Genomic DNA, 14668 nt, shown 5'->3' on the forward strand with positions numbered 1-14668 from the left:
CGTTTATTTTACCACAACCCCATCCATCGACGCCAGCCGGGCAATAATCCCCCATCCGTAAAAATTATTGGCTACCCCAATCAGCAATTCATTGCTACCCTGCTTCAGGTTCAAATCGAAGGTGGCATTTTCAATGGAGATCCGGCCATCCGGTTCTTTGCGCATGCCTTCGAGATAAAGATTCTTATCCGCAAACACCATCCTGCCATTCAAAAACACCCATACCTCGTCACTGAATCCAAAGGCCATTTTCCGTTTCATCGCATCCTTTACATCCAGTGTAGCTTTCAGCCACACCAGCCGCCGGTTCAGTTCGCGGGAACCGCCATATAAACGCGTCAGGTTGATCAGTCCGGCCCGTTCCGCAATAACGGTGCTCCAGGTTACCAGAGAATCGGGTAGGTTCTGCTGGTAGGGCTCTTTTCCTGCAGGAAAATCCAGCGGAGCGCTCGCCTGCCAATTGCGGATATAGCGGGGGTCATTCAGCGTCAGATCAAATCCTGCCTCCGGAGGCAGGCCTTCGGTTTGATCCGGTCTCACTCTTACATTGCTGAGGATCACTTTCCCGTCAAACGCAATGGCTCCATCCTTCGTATTGCCTTCAAGTCGGGATACCCGGAGTGCCGGCTGCTGCATATCGTTCACATAAGCCAGCAGCTGCAACCCGGATACTACCAGTTTTATATGATTCGGCTTATTCAGGAAAATGTCCGCAGCGGCCTGGTATTGCGGCAGAAGATCCCAAAGGTTAACCCCCCTTATAAAAGGCGCATATTGCACTGCATCCGCAGCTGCGGGGTTGCCCGCACGCTGGGCCCTTAAGTAAAAGCATTCCGTTTCCCTCATGTCCTGCATCCGGAAATATACGCTGGTAAAGCCCGGTTCCAGCGGTTCCACATCAAACTCAATGATTCCATTGGAAAATAACAGGTCTCTTGAAGTTACCACATCCGCTGACTGCAATAACCTGATTGCCGGCTGACCATTGTGCCCGACAAAGGAGACCTTTCCTTCTTTATACAACCAGGCCTCCGGTTTCATAGGAATGAGCATTTCGCGCGGGAGGGCTTTTTTTTGAGCAATGCTGCTTATAACAAGCAAAGAAGCGGCAAGTATTAAAACGGCTTTTTTCATTTGTTTGATTTTTTAGGGGTTATTTTCAGGTTCGCAAAGTTTCCATCCGACTGGTGCCCGGTCCAGAAGCCGATCATTTCCCCTTTCCGGTCACCCAATTGTTCCACTACAAGATCCGGTTCCGGATTATTGTTCACATACACTTTTACCTCCGGCTGTTTGATGACCATACGCACATGAAACCATTCATCCGGTTGCGGGGGATGTTTCAGCGCCTGTTCATATTTATCCGGATGTTCCGTCCTCAGCCTTTGCCAGTCGTACTCCGGCAATGAAACGTACTGCACCGAATGGCTTTTCCTGCCGGCATCCGGTGCCTGGAAATTAAACGGCCGGAAATAGATCACGTCCATCGTACGGTTATTTACCCCATGAAAAGCGAGCCCCACAAAGCTTTGCTGCAACACATCCTTTCCTTTTACATCAAACTCAAGGGTGCCATCGCTGAACGCATAACCGGTAAGCCAGGCTACCCCATAGTGCTCTTTTGCATTCATATAAAGACTTATCTTATTTTTTGCATTCTTCATAAGATTTATATTCCGGTTAAATGCGGTAATCCTTTTTTGAGCAACAAGCTGTTCCAGGTCGGGGATGACTGCGTTTGTCTTTTGTGCGCAACACGAGGTTGCAAAAAGTGTAAACAGAAAAATAAAAATCGTTTTTTGCATGAGTTCTATTGATTAAATGTTGAGGTAGGATACCGTGTCGTTTTACCTGGTTTGTTTTATAGCGCTACTGAAAATGCCGGCGGGGATATCATATCCGTCCGATCCGGAAGAAAGCTGCAGGTCCCCTTTTTTCAATCCATCCAGCTCCACTTCATTTAATACCACCGACGCGGTTTTTCGGATACGCTCTTCTTTAAAATTATTTTTCTCAATGGGAAGCAGTCCCCCTGCGGCCCGGTATATGCCGGTATAATGTTTATTATTGGCGATAACGGAATTGCTGAAGGTATATTCCGGGTAGGTATTTTCCGGGCGCAGCCAGAAAAAATTACAATTTGATACAATATTATCCCGGAAAGTAAATGCAGCGGTAAAGGGCCCGAACCATACGGCAGCCTCATAAGCATCGTAAATTATGGAGTGGGTAAGCGAAAAATCTTTTATTCCCCGGAAAAGCAGCAGGGCATTCTTACATCCGTAGAAGATACAATGCTCCACCCCGGTGCCTGGTCCGTGCGCCCATATGGCGCCCTGGATGGGGGCGGCATTCTTTTCTCCGATAAAATAACATTGAGAGATCTTTAATCCGTGACAAAGCGTATCCTCTTTTTTGACCGGATAGTAATATGTTACATCCGGATTGGCGTTGCCAGTGAATTTTAATCCCCGCAGCACCACGTCATTGGTCGCAATCAGCAGTCCAACGCTGTGCGGGAATTTATGGTTCGGGTCATTATTATTACCGGAAACCGACTGGATCACGGGCATCTTTGCCGGTGTCCATGCAGTATCATCAGGCATAACCGCCGCTTCAATGATCAGCCGGCCATCGGATAAATGTGCTCCCTTGGAGGTAATTGTCACTTTGTTCTTAAGCAGGTGCAAACCGGGCGCCAGCCGAATGGTAATGGTTGCCCCCTGCGGAAGCGCTGCTGCTGCATCCGCTGCTTTTTCCAGACTGGCGAAAGGAGCCGCTGAGCTGCCCGGAGCGTTATCACTTCCTTTTACAGGATCTACAAAAAAGAGCTGGGCATCCACCCTGGTATACATAATCAATAGCATTCCGGCCAAGAACAATTTCAGGATTTTCATCTTTCTTTTATGGTTTCGTGAAAAATAACCACACAAATTTGCCCGCACTACCAGAAATTGTAAATTCATACCCTGTTCAAGTTTGTTCAAATCGCGTCACAGCGTCTATTATGGATGAAAACACGGATTATTTATTAAAATGCCGGGAAGCCGTCGAAAAAAAGCTGGCCTGGGGCGATCCATCCGGATGGCAGAACCAGGATTTTGAAAATCTTTCCGAGCAACTCTTTAATGAAACGGGGGTAGTTCTGAGTACCAGCACCCTGAAACGGGTATGGGGGAAAGTACAATACAACAGCAAGCCCAATCTCAGTACGCTGGACGCGCTGGCCCGGTTCATCGGTCATGCCAACTGGAGGGCCTTCACAGCGGCACAGCCCCCTGCGGAGGTCGTGGATGCGCCAAAAAGAAAAAAAAGGGCTGCGGGTAAAAACGCCGTATGGTTCCTTTTGATCGCCACAGGTGCCCTGCTGATCGGGTTCGCTCTTATAAAAAAAACCTCAAAAAAACTCAGTTACGGCACCATCCGTTTTTCCAGCAAACCGGTTACCAGGGGGGTACCCAACACGGTAATATTTGAATACGATGCCCGGCAGTCCAATGCCGACAGTGTTTTCATCCAGCAGAGCTGGGATCCCAGAAGACGGTTCCGGGTGGATAAGGACCATAACCAATACAACAGCACCTATTATTTACCGGGCTATTACCGGGCCAAGCTCGTACTGAACGACTCTATTGTAAAGGAGCATGATGTTTTTATAGAATCCAACGGCTGGATGGGCGCCATCGACCAGGAGCCTGTTCCGCTTTACCTGGGAGAGCGGATCTTTAAAACACCAGGGCAGATGGGGGTAACAGAAAACGACCTGAAGGAGTTGCACATTGATTATATAAAAACAGCACCGAAGGTGATCCTCACCAATGTGAACAGGGACATCAACCTGAACAGCACTGATTTTTCGCTGCGGCTGGAGGTCCAGAATACCTGCAACAATACCAATAATGCAGTTTGCAGAAAAACTGCCGTTACACTCCTGGGTACCGAAGGGGCGATCATGATCCCCCTGGCCCGGATCGGTTGTGTGGGAGAGCTGAACCTGCTGCTTGGTCCGCAACAATTCATACGCGGCACCACAACCGATCTGTCGGCATTTGGTGTTCCCTTCAATGAGCCGGTAACACTGGGCTGTATTTCAAGGCAGGGTACTATAAAAATACTGATCAATGACAAGCCGGTATTTGAAGCGCCGTTTAAAGATCCCATCGGGAAAATAGCCGGTGTCAGGGTCAGTTTTGAAGGCACTGGTTTTATCCGGTCTTATGAACTAAAACCAGCCGGATAATTCTGAAAATCCATTCGTTTCGTTTTATCTTCGCTGCCTGTCATTATTAATTTTTAAACCGGCAAATAACCTGGCATGAATGTATTTGAAGTAAGAGGAGGAAATCGTTTAAAAGGAGCCATCCACCCGCAGGGTGCTAAAAATGAGGCGCTGCAGATCATTTGCGCGGTACTGCTGACCCCCGAAGAGGTCACGATCAAAAACATCCCGGATATCCTGGATGTGAACCTGCTGATCGAATTACTTGCGGAGATGAATGTGGAAGTGAACCGGGTAGACCGGAGCACCTGTGTCTTCCGGGCAAAGGATGTGAATATCGACTACCTGCACAGTGAGGCCTTCCGAAAAAAAAGCGGCAAACTGCGGGGTTCGGTAATGCTGGCAGGCGCCATGCTGGCACGCTATAAAAAAGCCTTTATTCCAAAACCGGGGGGCGACCAGATCGGGCGCCGCAGGCTGGATACACATGTGATCGGCTTTGAAAAGTTCGGGATCAATATCAACCATAATGAGGAAGATGGATTTTTTCACCTGTCCGCCAAAGAACTGAAGGGCACTTACATGCTGCTGGATGAACCTTCTGTAACCGGCACTGCTAATGTGGTGATGGCAGCCACCATGGCTACCGGTACTACCACAATTTACAATGCGGCCTGCGAGCCCTACCTGCAACAGCTTTGCAAGATGCTGAACCGGATGGGAGCAAAGATCAGCGGCATCGGCAGCAACCTGCTTACGATCGAAGGGGTGGATTACCTCTCCGGCACCACACATACCATCCTTCCGGATATGATCGAGGTGGGATCCTTTATCGGTCTGGCGGCTATGACACAAAGCGATATCCTTATAAAAAATGTAAGCGTTCCCGATCTGGGTGTGATACCGAACCGTTTTGAACAGCTGGGGATTAATCTTGAAATTATAGGTGATGATATCCATATACCCTCCCAGGAAAGCTATACCATTCAAAAATATTTTGACGGCGGTGTGCTCACCATTTACGACCACCCCTGGCCGGGCTTTACACCCGATCTGCTGAGTATTGTGCTGGTAACGGCCATCCAGGCGCATGGCAGTGTGCTGATCCATCAGAAAATGTTTGAAAGCCGCCTTTTCTTTGTGGATAAACTCATCGATATGGGGGCCCAGATCATTCTTTGTGATCCGCATCGTGCGGTTGTGATCGGTCTTGGCCGTGAACAGAAGCTCCGCGGCATTACCATGAGCAGTCCGGATATCCGTGCGGGCGTGGCACTTCTGATCGCAGCATTAAGCGCAGAAGGAAAAAGTATTATTCAGAATATCGAGCAGATCGACCGGGGCTATCAGCAGATCGATACCCGGCTGCAGGCCCTTGGGGCAGATATAAAAAGAACACAGAAATGAGTCAGGAGTCAGCTGTCAGTCCCTATAGCTATCGGAACCAGCCGTCAGCGATCAGCGATGGTAAAGCGCCTATCGGGGTCTTCGATTCGGGCTATGGCGGGTTGACCGTTCTTAAAGAACTGGTGAATACCCTGCCGCACTATGACTACCTGTACCTGGGGGATAATGGCCGTGCTCCATACGGCAACCGCTCTTTTGAAACCGTATACGACTATACCCTGGAATGCGTGAAATGGTTTTTTGAGCAGGGTTGCAGCCTTGTGATCCTGGCCTGCAATACCGCCTCTGCCAAAGCCCTGCGCAGCATACAGCAAAACGATCTTCCGCAGATCGCACCGGATAAAAGGGTACTGGGGGTGATCCGGCCCACTACAGAGGTGATCGGTACTTATTCGGAGAACGGGGAGATCGGTATCCTGGCCACAAAAGGAACTGTCAATTCCGAATCCTACCCCATTGAGATTCATAAGTTCTTCCCCGAAACCCGGGTCTATCAGGAAGCCTGCCCCATGTGGGTACCGCTGGTTGAGAACAATGAGATCAATACGCCGGCAACCGACTTTTTTATAAAAAAGAACCTGCATGCCTTGTTTCAGAAAGGTCCTAAAATAGACGTGGTATTATTGGCCTGTACCCATTACCCGTTATTAAAAGATAAGATACAGGAACACCTGCCGATCGATGTAAAACTGATCACCCAGGGGGAGCTCGTGGCAAACAGCCTGGCGGATTATCTCAGCCGGCACCCGGAAATAGAACAGCGTTGCAGCAGGAACGGGCAACAGCATTTTTTTACTACGGATGCCGCGGAAGATTTTGACAACCACGCCACTTTGTTCTTTGGAGCACCCGTAAAGAGCCGGTTTGTGGACCTGAGCCCGGGAAAAGAAACTGTGAGCTGATAGCTTTCAGCTATTCAATTATTCAGCAACTCAAATGGACATAATCACTGAAATATTGGCCCTCAGTTCCAAAAACTAAAAACTTTTCCCTACCTTTGCCATCCTTTCACAAGCCAACGGGAGTGGTGTCCTGTGGTTGAAACTTGAAAATCAGCATGTTCTCCCATGCGCATTCAAAAACTAGTGAAAAAATTAAGATAGTATGAAGCGTACATTTCAACCCCATCGTCGTCGTCGTAAAACCGTTCATGGTTTTCGTAAACGTATGCAAACCGCTAACGGCCGTAAAGTACTGGCAAGCCGCCGTGCGAAAGGACGTAAGAAACTAACGGTTTCTGACGAGAGGAAATTAAAGTAAGCTGTAACAGCTCTTAGAAAAAATTGTAGCTCCGGTAACGGGGCTATTTTTTTGCCCCGTATGCCACCGGTTGTGCAAACGTTTGTTCCTGTTCCAGTCTGCAGATCGTAAAAAAATAGTTGTAAGTTCGGGAATGATGTCGCTTGTAAACCGCTTGCCCGGAATCGTTTTTTGCCTTCTTGCCGGCCTCCATGCTTTTGCGCAACCTGCTGCCAAACACAATCTGAAATTTGATCACCTGGCACAGCGCTGGGATGAAGCCATGCCATTGGGCAATGGGATGCTGGGTGCATTGGTCTGGCAAAAGAGCGACCGGCTCCGGTTATCGCTGGACCGTGCCGATCTCTGGGATGAACGGAAAGCCCTGGATCTTTCAAAACTGAGCTTCAGCTGGGTGGAGCAGCAGGTATTGAAAAAAGACTATAAACCGGCTCAGCAACTGGGCGACTGGCCTTATGACAATGTTCCCTACCCTACCAAATTACCCGCCGCTGCGCTGCAGTTCGATCTGAAAGCACTCGGTCCGGTGGTATCAAACAAACTGGATATCGCTACCGCAATAAATACGGTAATCTTTCAATCCGGTGCTGTTTTCCGTTCCTACATTCATGCCACCAGGCAGGCCGGTTATTTTGAATTTGAAAAACTGCCGGCTTCCGCCACCCGCCCGCTGCTGCCGGAACTGGAGATCCACAATTACAATTCCGGGAAAACGGCTGCGCAAAATGATAACAGCCATGCCGGCGAAGGGCTGGAAAAACTGGGCTATGCCAAAGGAACCGTAACGGCTAACGGCAACAGTATCCGTTATCATCAGCCGACCTATCAACGGCATTACTTTGAAGTGCTGGTACGCTGGACAAAAACCGGGAACCGCCTGACCGGAACATGGACCATTTCCAGCGATCAGCCCGCCCGGTTGCCGGAAACCGATGCAAAAGCAGACAGGAGCAGCCATATCCGGTGGTGGACCCGCTTTTGGCAACAATCTGCCATACAATTGCCGGATGCCGCCGTGGAAAAACAATATTACCTTGAGCTGTATAAGCTGGGTGCCGTAAGCCGCAAAGGAGCACCTGCCATTACCCTGCAGGCCATCTGGACCGCAGACAATGGCAGTCTGCCTCCCTGGAAAGGCGATTTTCATAATGATCTTAATACCCAGCTCAGCTATTGGCCGGCCTATACGGGAAACCATCTTGACGAGGCAATTACCTTTACCGACTGGCTTTGGAAGATCCGTACAAAAAGCCAGCAGTACACCCGCCAGTATTTTGGAGTGGAGGGACTGAATGTTCCCGGAGTGGTGACCCTCAACGGCGATCCTATGGGCGGCTGGATCCAGTATTCTTTATCCCCCACGGTGGGTGCCTGGTGCGCCCAGCACTTTTACTGGCAATGGAGGTATTCCATGGACGACCAGTTCCTGAAGACCCGCACCTATCCTTATATCCATGACGCGGCTGTTTATCTCGAAAACATCACCCGGCTGAAAAACGGGATACGTCAACTGCCGCTCAGCTCCTCACCGGAATACCATGACAACTCCATAAATGCCTGGTTTCTTAACTGGACCAATTATGACCTGGCATTGGCGAAATTCCTGTTCACGGCTGCAGCAGCAACAGCAACAGCTATGCACCTGCCTGCAGAAACCGGTCGCTGGAAAAAAAGACTTTCGGAACTCCCCGCCTACAATGTAAACGAGACCGGGCTCACCGTTGCACCCGGACAAAACATGGAATCTTCCCACCGTCATTTTTCACCGTATATGGCCATTTATCCATTGGCATTACTCGACATCAACAAACCGGAGGACAAAGCCATCATCGAAAAATCATTCCGGCATCTGCAGGAAAAAGGCACCCGCGCCTGGTGCGGGTATTCCTTCAGCTGGATGGCCTCCCTGTATGCCCGCGCCTACCAGGCAGACAGTGCCCTGCGCCAGCTGCAGATCTTTGCCTCCAATTTCTGTTCGCCCAATAGTTTCCACCTCAACGGGGATCAAAAAGGCGGTCAGTATTCCGGGTTCACCTACCGTCCGTTCACACTGGAAGGCAACTTTGCCTTTGCACAAGGTGTTCAGGAATTATTGTTGCAAAGCAGAAACGGATATATACAGATCTTCCCGTCCATTCCTTCAGACTGGGAAGACATCCGTTTCACCAACCTGCGCGCAGAAGGGGCCTTTCTTGTGAGCGGCGAGATGAAAGCCGGAAAAATAAGCCGGATCAGAATCCTGGCCGAAAAAGGAGGCCGGGCAACATTCAAACTTCCTGCAACATGCAGGATCCATTCACAACAGAACATGCAGGTAAAGAGCTCCGGGAGCGGGTTGATAGAACTGAACAGCAAACCCGGCGGAATACTTCTGCTGACAGAATAAGGCTAAAGGAACTGAGCAGTGGTTTTCAATTTCATTTAAAAGCGGCCGGATCGTCCTATTTTTGCATTTTATTTTATTGCAGCAGACAAAGACATATCCCTTTTCCAAAAGTGACCGGTTGAAGAGCCGCAAAAAATTGCAGGAAGTCTTCAGCACGGGGAGTCGTTTTCATTCCGGTTTTGTCAAATTATTATACCTGTCCGAGCGGGCAGGGCAACCCGGCATAAAATGCGGTGTGGGAGCCAGCAGCCGTTATTTTAAAAAAGCCGTCGACCGCAATCGCATCAAACGCCTGTTACGGGAGGCCTACCGGCTGCAGCAAGGCCCTCTGCAGCAACTGGCCGTGCAAACCGGATCTCAGGTATTCCTGTTCCTTTTATTCACAGGTAAAGAACTTCCTGCCTTTGATATTGTTTATAAACAAACAGGAAATGTATTACAAAAATTAATCACCAGGATCAATGAAGTGGCTCCTTAAAATAGCAAGCCTGCCGTTTATTGCGCTCATACGGTTCTACCAGCTGGTCATATCCCCCTGGATGGGGCCCAAATGCCGGTATACACCTACCTGCAGCCATTATGCGCTGGAGGCATTTAAAAAATATGGGCCCTTTAAAGGATTCTGGCTTTCATTAAAGCGCATCTCCCGCTGTCATCCCTGGGGCGGAAGCGGATATGACCCCGTACCGTAGCCCCAGCGGGTTTCACATTTCATATTTTACTTTTCACTATCCACCACCAACAAAAACAATGATCACCGGACTTGGCCTCGATGTAATAGAAACCGAACGTGTGGCGGAAAAAATCCAGAAGGAACAGGGCTTTCGCGAGCTGGTCTTCTCCCCGGAAGAGATCGGTTACTGCGAGCCGAAGACACATAAGTATGAACACTATGCAGCCCGCTTTGCAGCCAAGGAAGCCTTTTTCAAGGCACTGGGAACCGGCTGGACGGAAGGCACCGCTTTCAATGAGATCGTGATACTGGGAAATGAACGGGGGAAACCGCAGTTACAGTTTAAAGGCCAGACCGCCCGCACCCTTCAGCACCTGGACCCGGGGAAAATAAGCGTCTCTATCAGCCACTTGAAAAATATTGCTGCCGCCGTGGTCGTTATTGAAAACTGATCGCCCGGGAGAGGTTTTGCAAAAGCTTGTACCGCTTTCTGCTTATATTTACAGCACCAACATTATTGCGGTGAAATTGATATTCTTCCTATGGTGCGTCTTGTTCAGTATGGCCTCTCTGTCGCAGGATTCGGATATTGCGGCTTATATAAAAGCATGGAATGTATCCGATCGCTCACAAAGCTACCGTTCCCAGGTCTTTTTTGATTCCCTGCTGATCCATAAGAACGATCCTGCTTTCAAAAAAAGATACCTGGGGCATATCGACCGGTTAAAACGCTATGTGGAGAAACATCCCGACAGGAGATTAGAAGTGCGGCTGCTGATGTTTGAGATCATGGCAGCGCGGGAATATAATTATGCCGGAAAATATTATAAAACCATTGATGAGGCTATAAAACTGGCCTACCCGCTGCAGGATGAGCAGCTCAATGCCGAACTATACAGCATCCGTGCAGACATTCCTCCCTCCGCAGAAACCCATCTGCTCTATAACCTGAAAGCACTCGAAATACAGCAGAAGATCGGGTACCACTATTTTCCTTACACACAGAACCGTTTTTTTGGTGTCAGTGCTTCCCTGTACGGACAGGGGGATTATCAGCGGGCCATCCGTTATGGGAAGCAATGCATCGACCTGTGGGAAATCGACACCATTCACCGTGATCCCAGGGTCTTTGTTTTTCAATGCGACATTATGGGCGCTGCCTATAAAAAACTGCACCGTTATGACAGTGCCCGGTGGTATTATAACCGCATACTCCTGGCATTAAAAAAAGAAACCGATCCACAGGTGATGCTCCTCTGGCAGGGCATTGCCCGGGGCAATATCGGCCAGACCCTTACTGCAGAAGACCGTTGCTCCGAAGCATTACCCCTTCTGAACGAATACCTGCAAAGCAGTCGTGCCTGTTTGGACTCGTTAAATATTGCCATGGCACAAAATGCGCTGGCAGCACTGTATTTCCGGCAGGAACAATATGAACCGGCCCTGGCTGCCGCACGGCAGGCATGGCAGATCGCCCAGTCCAGAAATATCTATCCGGAAATGATCAATGCTGCCGGCTGGATGCGCGCACTCTATAAACAGGCACGCAATATCGACAGTGCCTTTTATTATGCCGATGTGCAGAACCGGTACCAGGAGGAAGAACGGGACCGGAATAAAAAAAGCGAGTTTTCTGTTATTAAGGCCCAGCTGGCCTTCGACAACCTGCAGTATTCACTGATATTGGCACAATCCCTGGCCAATAAGGAAAAGACCATCCGTAATGCCATCCTAGCGGCAATTGTACTGCTGACCATTATTGCCCTTTTGTTATACAACCGTAAAAGGGTAAAAGAACAATACCGGATGCGGGTGATGGAGCTGAGGCATGCTGCGGCCAAACGGGACGTACAGGAAGCAAAAGATAAGATCGGCCTGTTCACCCGCAATATCATTGAAAAGAATGACCTCATTGACTCGCTGCAACAGCAATTGAGCGACAGGACAACCGAGGCCGATGCGTCGGAGCAGTTGCGCTCTTACCCGCTGCTCACCGAAGAGGATTGGGAAAAATTCCGGGAACAGTTCTCAAAAGCTTATCCGGCCTTTTTCGACAACCTGCGCCGGCGGATGGAAAACCTTACGCCCGCAATGGAGCGGCTGGCGGCACTCCTGTTTCTGAAGCTGACCAATTACCAGATTGCCAATACACTTGGTATCGGCAAGGACAGTGTGGCCCGCAGCAAGCGGCGCCTGCGCACCGGTTTAAACCTTGCAACCGACCAGGCACTTGAAGACGAGATCGCCGTACTCGATATCCGCTCCTGAAAAAACGGGCTGTCCGCTTTTTGTCCGCGCCAAATCCGGTCACGCATCCGGAATCGCCTTAATTTTAAATACATCTTTATTACCGTATGAAACGCGGAAGACATTTATATGTTACGCTCCTGATCCTCCTGATCGCATTATTGCTGATACTGGCAGTATGGATCTACTTTGAGCGGAAGATCCATCCGTTTTAGCAGATGACCATAGGGGTCGCAACCAAACAATCAATGCTTCAGAAGACAGTCTCCGGCACGGCTGTCTTTTTTTGTGCCCGATCCACCCGATACCGGTCTCCCTCCGGCGGAATGCCTGGATCAGCATGGCCCGGCCCTGTCCGCCTTTTGTCCGCTGCCTGTCCGTTTTTCGTCCCGTCCCGTTTTTGGATGAGCTCCTTCCGTATAACATCTTTACAATAGAAACCGAAACCAACAGCAAACAAGCACTAGTTATCTTAAAACCAATAAATGAAAAAGCAATATCAGCTCCTTTTTCTGTGCCTGGCACTGTCTGCATACACTCTGAATGCCCAGGTATTATTTGTAGATGCAGCAGCCACCGGCGCCAATAACGGAACCTCCTGGACGAATGCTTACCAAAGCCTCAGCCTTGCCTTGCAAACCGCGCAAACAAATCCGTCTGTCACTGAGATATGGGTAGCCAAAGGCACCTATTCCCCGGCAAGTACCAACAACCGTGATTCCAGCTTTTATATAAACAGGAACAACCTCAGACTTTACGGAGGTTTTGCCGGTAATGAAACAAGCCCGGATCAGCGTAATATTGCGGCAAACACTACCACTTTGGATGGCAGGAACATTGCCTATCATACCATGATCATTGAACTGGATACGTCATTGGCCAATCCCCCGGCCATTGACAATACAACCCTCATCGATGGGTTTACATTTATTAACGGAAATGCAAACAAGGGCGGCGTTACCGGCAATTATCATCCTCAATATGCAGGCGGGGCCCTTTTTATTTCCTGCAGCGGCGTATCACAAAACATTACGCCGGTTCTTCAAAACTGTACCTTTAAAAACAATTATGCTTTCCAGGGAGGCGGTGCAGTTGCCTATTACGGCATCAGCACAGCATCCAATACATTCAGGGTTTTTAACTGTATTTTTCAGGAAAACCGGGCAAGCTATGCCGGTGGTGGTTTGAGTATCATGCAACTGGACGCTGCTTATTATGGAGTTCCGGGTGTTTATAACACCGCAGTTTCCCATTGTTCTTTTAACGGCAATATCGTAGACAATGCATCACAAAGTCAGGGAGCCACAGGGGGCGGCATTGATGTCCTTGGCGATGGGCAACTGCGTGTAACCGGTACGGTGTTCTCCAATAATACCATAACCAAAGCCGGCACCCAGGCTGTTTACAAAGGATCTGCCATAAGCCTCCGCACAGGCAACAGCAAACCTGCACCGGCTCTTACACTGGTAAACAGCCTGGTTTATTATTCGGGATCAGAAAACTTTCCGGTGCTGTATAATGCTGCGGGCACCGCCCATCTCATCAACAGCACCCTTTTTAATGCACAGGGGGCGGTTTTACACATGAACGCGAACACCGGGAATACGATCGAGAACAGTATTTTCTGGACAGGAGCTGCCAACACTGATGTAATGACGGCCGGCAGCGGATCACCCGCGGTAACATTTACCAATTCGACTTATACCGCCACTTACCCGCCGGCCATTACCGTTACCGCTCAAAACGCGTCCACCAGTGATCCGTTATTTAACAATCCGGCGGCGGGTGACTTTACATTGCAGGCCGCAAGCCCCGCGATCAATACCGGCGACAACGCTTTATATAACGTCGGCATTTATGGCAACGCGGATCTTGCCGGCTATAACCGTGTTGCAAACAGTATTATTGATATGGGCGCATATGAAGCCAATTCCGCCGTCCTGCCGGTATTGTTTGGCACTATTACAGCGGCGGTCAGAAACAACATGCTGTTGGTTAAATGGACCACCCAAACCGAAACCAATAACGATCATTTCGAAATAGAAGCTTCTGCCGACGGGCAGCATTTTAAAAAGATCGCCACTGTTGCCTCCAAAGCCGAGGGCGGTAATGCCTCCTCCGGGATCAACTATGAGTACCAAATCAACGTCGCAGAAGCCGTACCATTACTGGGTATTGTGGGTATGTCCGTTTTATGCCTCATGTTCCCTTCCGGTAACCGGAGAAAGGGTTGGATGCTGACCGCATTAGCCGCAGGTATTGTTTTTTACGGTTGCACCAAAAAAGAAACCGCTGCCATTGAGGCCACCGATGCAAAACTGTACATCCGTATAGCACAGGTTGATAAAGACGGCAAAAAGGAATACAGCAAAATTATACAGCCCGCAAGCGAATAATCCTGCCAGGTGTGCTGAACAATACACCTGCTGATTGTGCGCAGACCCGTTCGGAAGACAATACCGGCCGTCTGCAGGAT

Annotated in this window: 13 protein-coding genes; 10 read left to right on the forward strand and 3 right to left on the reverse strand. The window is 49.4% G+C overall.

Annotated features, from left to right (window positions below; translation table 11 throughout):
* Positions 1–3: 3 nt before the first annotated feature.
* The 3 genes from K7B07_RS07195 to K7B07_RS07205 form a co-directional block, all read right to left on the reverse strand.
* The gene (locus tag K7B07_RS07195; RefSeq protein ID WP_223708567.1) at positions 4–1134 is read right to left on the reverse strand and encodes a hypothetical protein; all 1131 of its coding nucleotides are present in this window, start codon (positions 1132–1134) and stop codon (positions 4–6) included.
* Positions 1131–1664, reverse strand: a complete 534-nt coding sequence (locus tag K7B07_RS07200; protein ID WP_223708568.1) for a family 16 glycoside hydrolase — start codon at positions 1662–1664, stop codon at positions 1131–1133. The genes K7B07_RS07195 and K7B07_RS07200 overlap by 4 nt, the downstream gene beginning before the upstream one ends.
* Positions 1665–1847: 183 nt before the next feature.
* Entirely contained in the window at positions 1848–2867 is a 1020-nt protein-coding gene (locus K7B07_RS07205) for a right-handed parallel beta-helix repeat-containing protein (RefSeq protein ID WP_223708569.1), read from the reverse strand.
* Between the two features lie 140 nt (positions 2868–3007).
* Between K7B07_RS07205 and K7B07_RS07210 the strand changes: the two genes are divergently transcribed.
* The 10 genes from K7B07_RS07210 to K7B07_RS07255 all read left to right on the forward strand — a co-directional run bounded on the left by K7B07_RS07210 (position 3008) and on the right by K7B07_RS07255 (position 14588).
* Complete coding sequence (locus tag K7B07_RS07210) at positions 3008–4240, forward strand: hypothetical protein (protein ID WP_223708570.1); 1233 nt, start codon at positions 3008–3010, stop codon at positions 4238–4240.
* A 75-nt stretch (positions 4241–4315) separates the two neighbouring features.
* Positions 4316–5626 carry a UDP-N-acetylglucosamine 1-carboxyvinyltransferase gene (gene murA / locus K7B07_RS07215; RefSeq protein WP_223708572.1) on the forward strand — a complete coding sequence of 437 codons (1311 nt, stop codon included), beginning with the start codon at positions 4316–4318 and terminating at the stop codon, positions 5624–5626.
* The gene (murI, locus tag K7B07_RS07220; protein ID WP_223708573.1) at positions 5623–6528 is read left to right on the forward strand and encodes a glutamate racemase; all 906 of its coding nucleotides are present in this window, start codon (positions 5623–5625) and stop codon (positions 6526–6528) included. Before murA ends, murI begins: the two co-directional genes overlap by 4 nt.
* A gap of 202 nt (positions 6529–6730) precedes the next feature.
* A complete protein-coding gene (rpmH, locus tag K7B07_RS07225) occupies positions 6731–6886 on the forward strand; it encodes a 50S ribosomal protein L34 (protein WP_026309617.1) in 156 nt (51 codons plus the stop codon).
* Positions 6887–7019: 133 nt separating this feature from the next.
* Positions 7020–9272 (forward strand): glycosyl hydrolase family 95 catalytic domain-containing protein, encoded by a 2253-nt coding sequence (locus tag K7B07_RS07230; protein ID WP_223708575.1) that lies wholly within the window; start codon positions 7020–7022, stop codon positions 9270–9272.
* A 76-nt stretch (positions 9273–9348) separates the two neighbouring features.
* A complete protein-coding gene (rnpA, locus tag K7B07_RS07235) occupies positions 9349–9750 on the forward strand; it encodes a ribonuclease P protein component (RefSeq protein WP_223708576.1) in 402 nt (133 codons plus the stop codon).
* Complete coding sequence (yidD, locus tag K7B07_RS07240) at positions 9734–9964, forward strand: membrane protein insertion efficiency factor YidD (protein WP_223708578.1); 231 nt, start codon at positions 9734–9736, stop codon at positions 9962–9964. Before rnpA ends, yidD begins: the two co-directional genes overlap by 17 nt.
* Positions 9965–10022: 58 nt before the next feature.
* Positions 10023–10397, forward strand: coding sequence for a holo-ACP synthase (gene acpS, locus K7B07_RS07245; RefSeq protein ID WP_223708579.1), 375 nt, complete (start codon positions 10023–10025; stop codon positions 10395–10397).
* A gap of 70 nt (positions 10398–10467) precedes the next feature.
* Positions 10468–12213: a tetratricopeptide repeat protein gene (locus K7B07_RS07250; protein WP_223708581.1), complete on the forward strand. Its 1746-nt coding sequence runs from the start codon at positions 10468–10470 to the stop codon at positions 12211–12213.
* Positions 12214–12677: 464 nt separating this feature from the next.
* Positions 12678–14588 (forward strand): DUF5123 domain-containing protein, encoded by a 1911-nt coding sequence (locus K7B07_RS07255; RefSeq protein WP_223708582.1) that lies wholly within the window; start codon positions 12678–12680, stop codon positions 14586–14588.
* Positions 14589–14668: the final 80 nt, after the last annotated feature.

Source organism: Niabella beijingensis (assembly GCF_020034665.1).
Classification (GTDB): domain Bacteria; phylum Bacteroidota; class Bacteroidia; order Chitinophagales; family Chitinophagaceae; genus Niabella; species Niabella beijingensis.

Coding starts and splice junctions, on each gene's coding strand:
- yidD (WP_223708578.1), top strand. CDS start 9,734: ATGAAGTGGCTCCTTAAAATAGCAAGCCTGCCGTTTATTGCGCTCATA.
- rpmH (WP_026309617.1), top strand. CDS start 6,731: ATGAAGCGTACATTTCAACCCCATCGTCGTCGTCGTAAAACCGTTCAT.
- K7B07_RS07230 (WP_223708575.1), top strand. CDS start 7,020: ATGATGTCGCTTGTAAACCGCTTGCCCGGAATCGTTTTTTGCCTTCTT.
- murA (WP_223708572.1), top strand. CDS start 4,316: ATGAATGTATTTGAAGTAAGAGGAGGAAATCGTTTAAAAGGAGCCATC.
- murI (WP_223708573.1), top strand. CDS start 5,623: ATGAGTCAGGAGTCAGCTGTCAGTCCCTATAGCTATCGGAACCAGCCG.
- K7B07_RS07205 (WP_223708569.1), bottom strand. CDS start 2,867: ATGCTATTGATTATGTATACCAGGGTGGATGCCCAGCTCTTTTTTGTA.
- K7B07_RS07255 (WP_223708582.1), top strand. CDS start 12,678: ATGAAAAAGCAATATCAGCTCCTTTTTCTGTGCCTGGCACTGTCTGCA.
- K7B07_RS07210 (WP_223708570.1), top strand. CDS start 3,008: ATGGATGAAAACACGGATTATTTATTAAAATGCCGGGAAGCCGTCGAA.
- acpS (WP_223708579.1), top strand. CDS start 10,023: ATGATCACCGGACTTGGCCTCGATGTAATAGAAACCGAACGTGTGGCG.
- K7B07_RS07200 (WP_223708568.1), bottom strand. CDS start 1,664: ATGAAGAATGCAAAAAATAAGATAAGTCTTTATATGAATGCAAAAGAG.
- K7B07_RS07195 (WP_223708567.1), bottom strand. CDS start 1,134: ATGAAAAAAGCCGTTTTAATACTTGCCGCTTCTTTGCTTGTTATAAGC.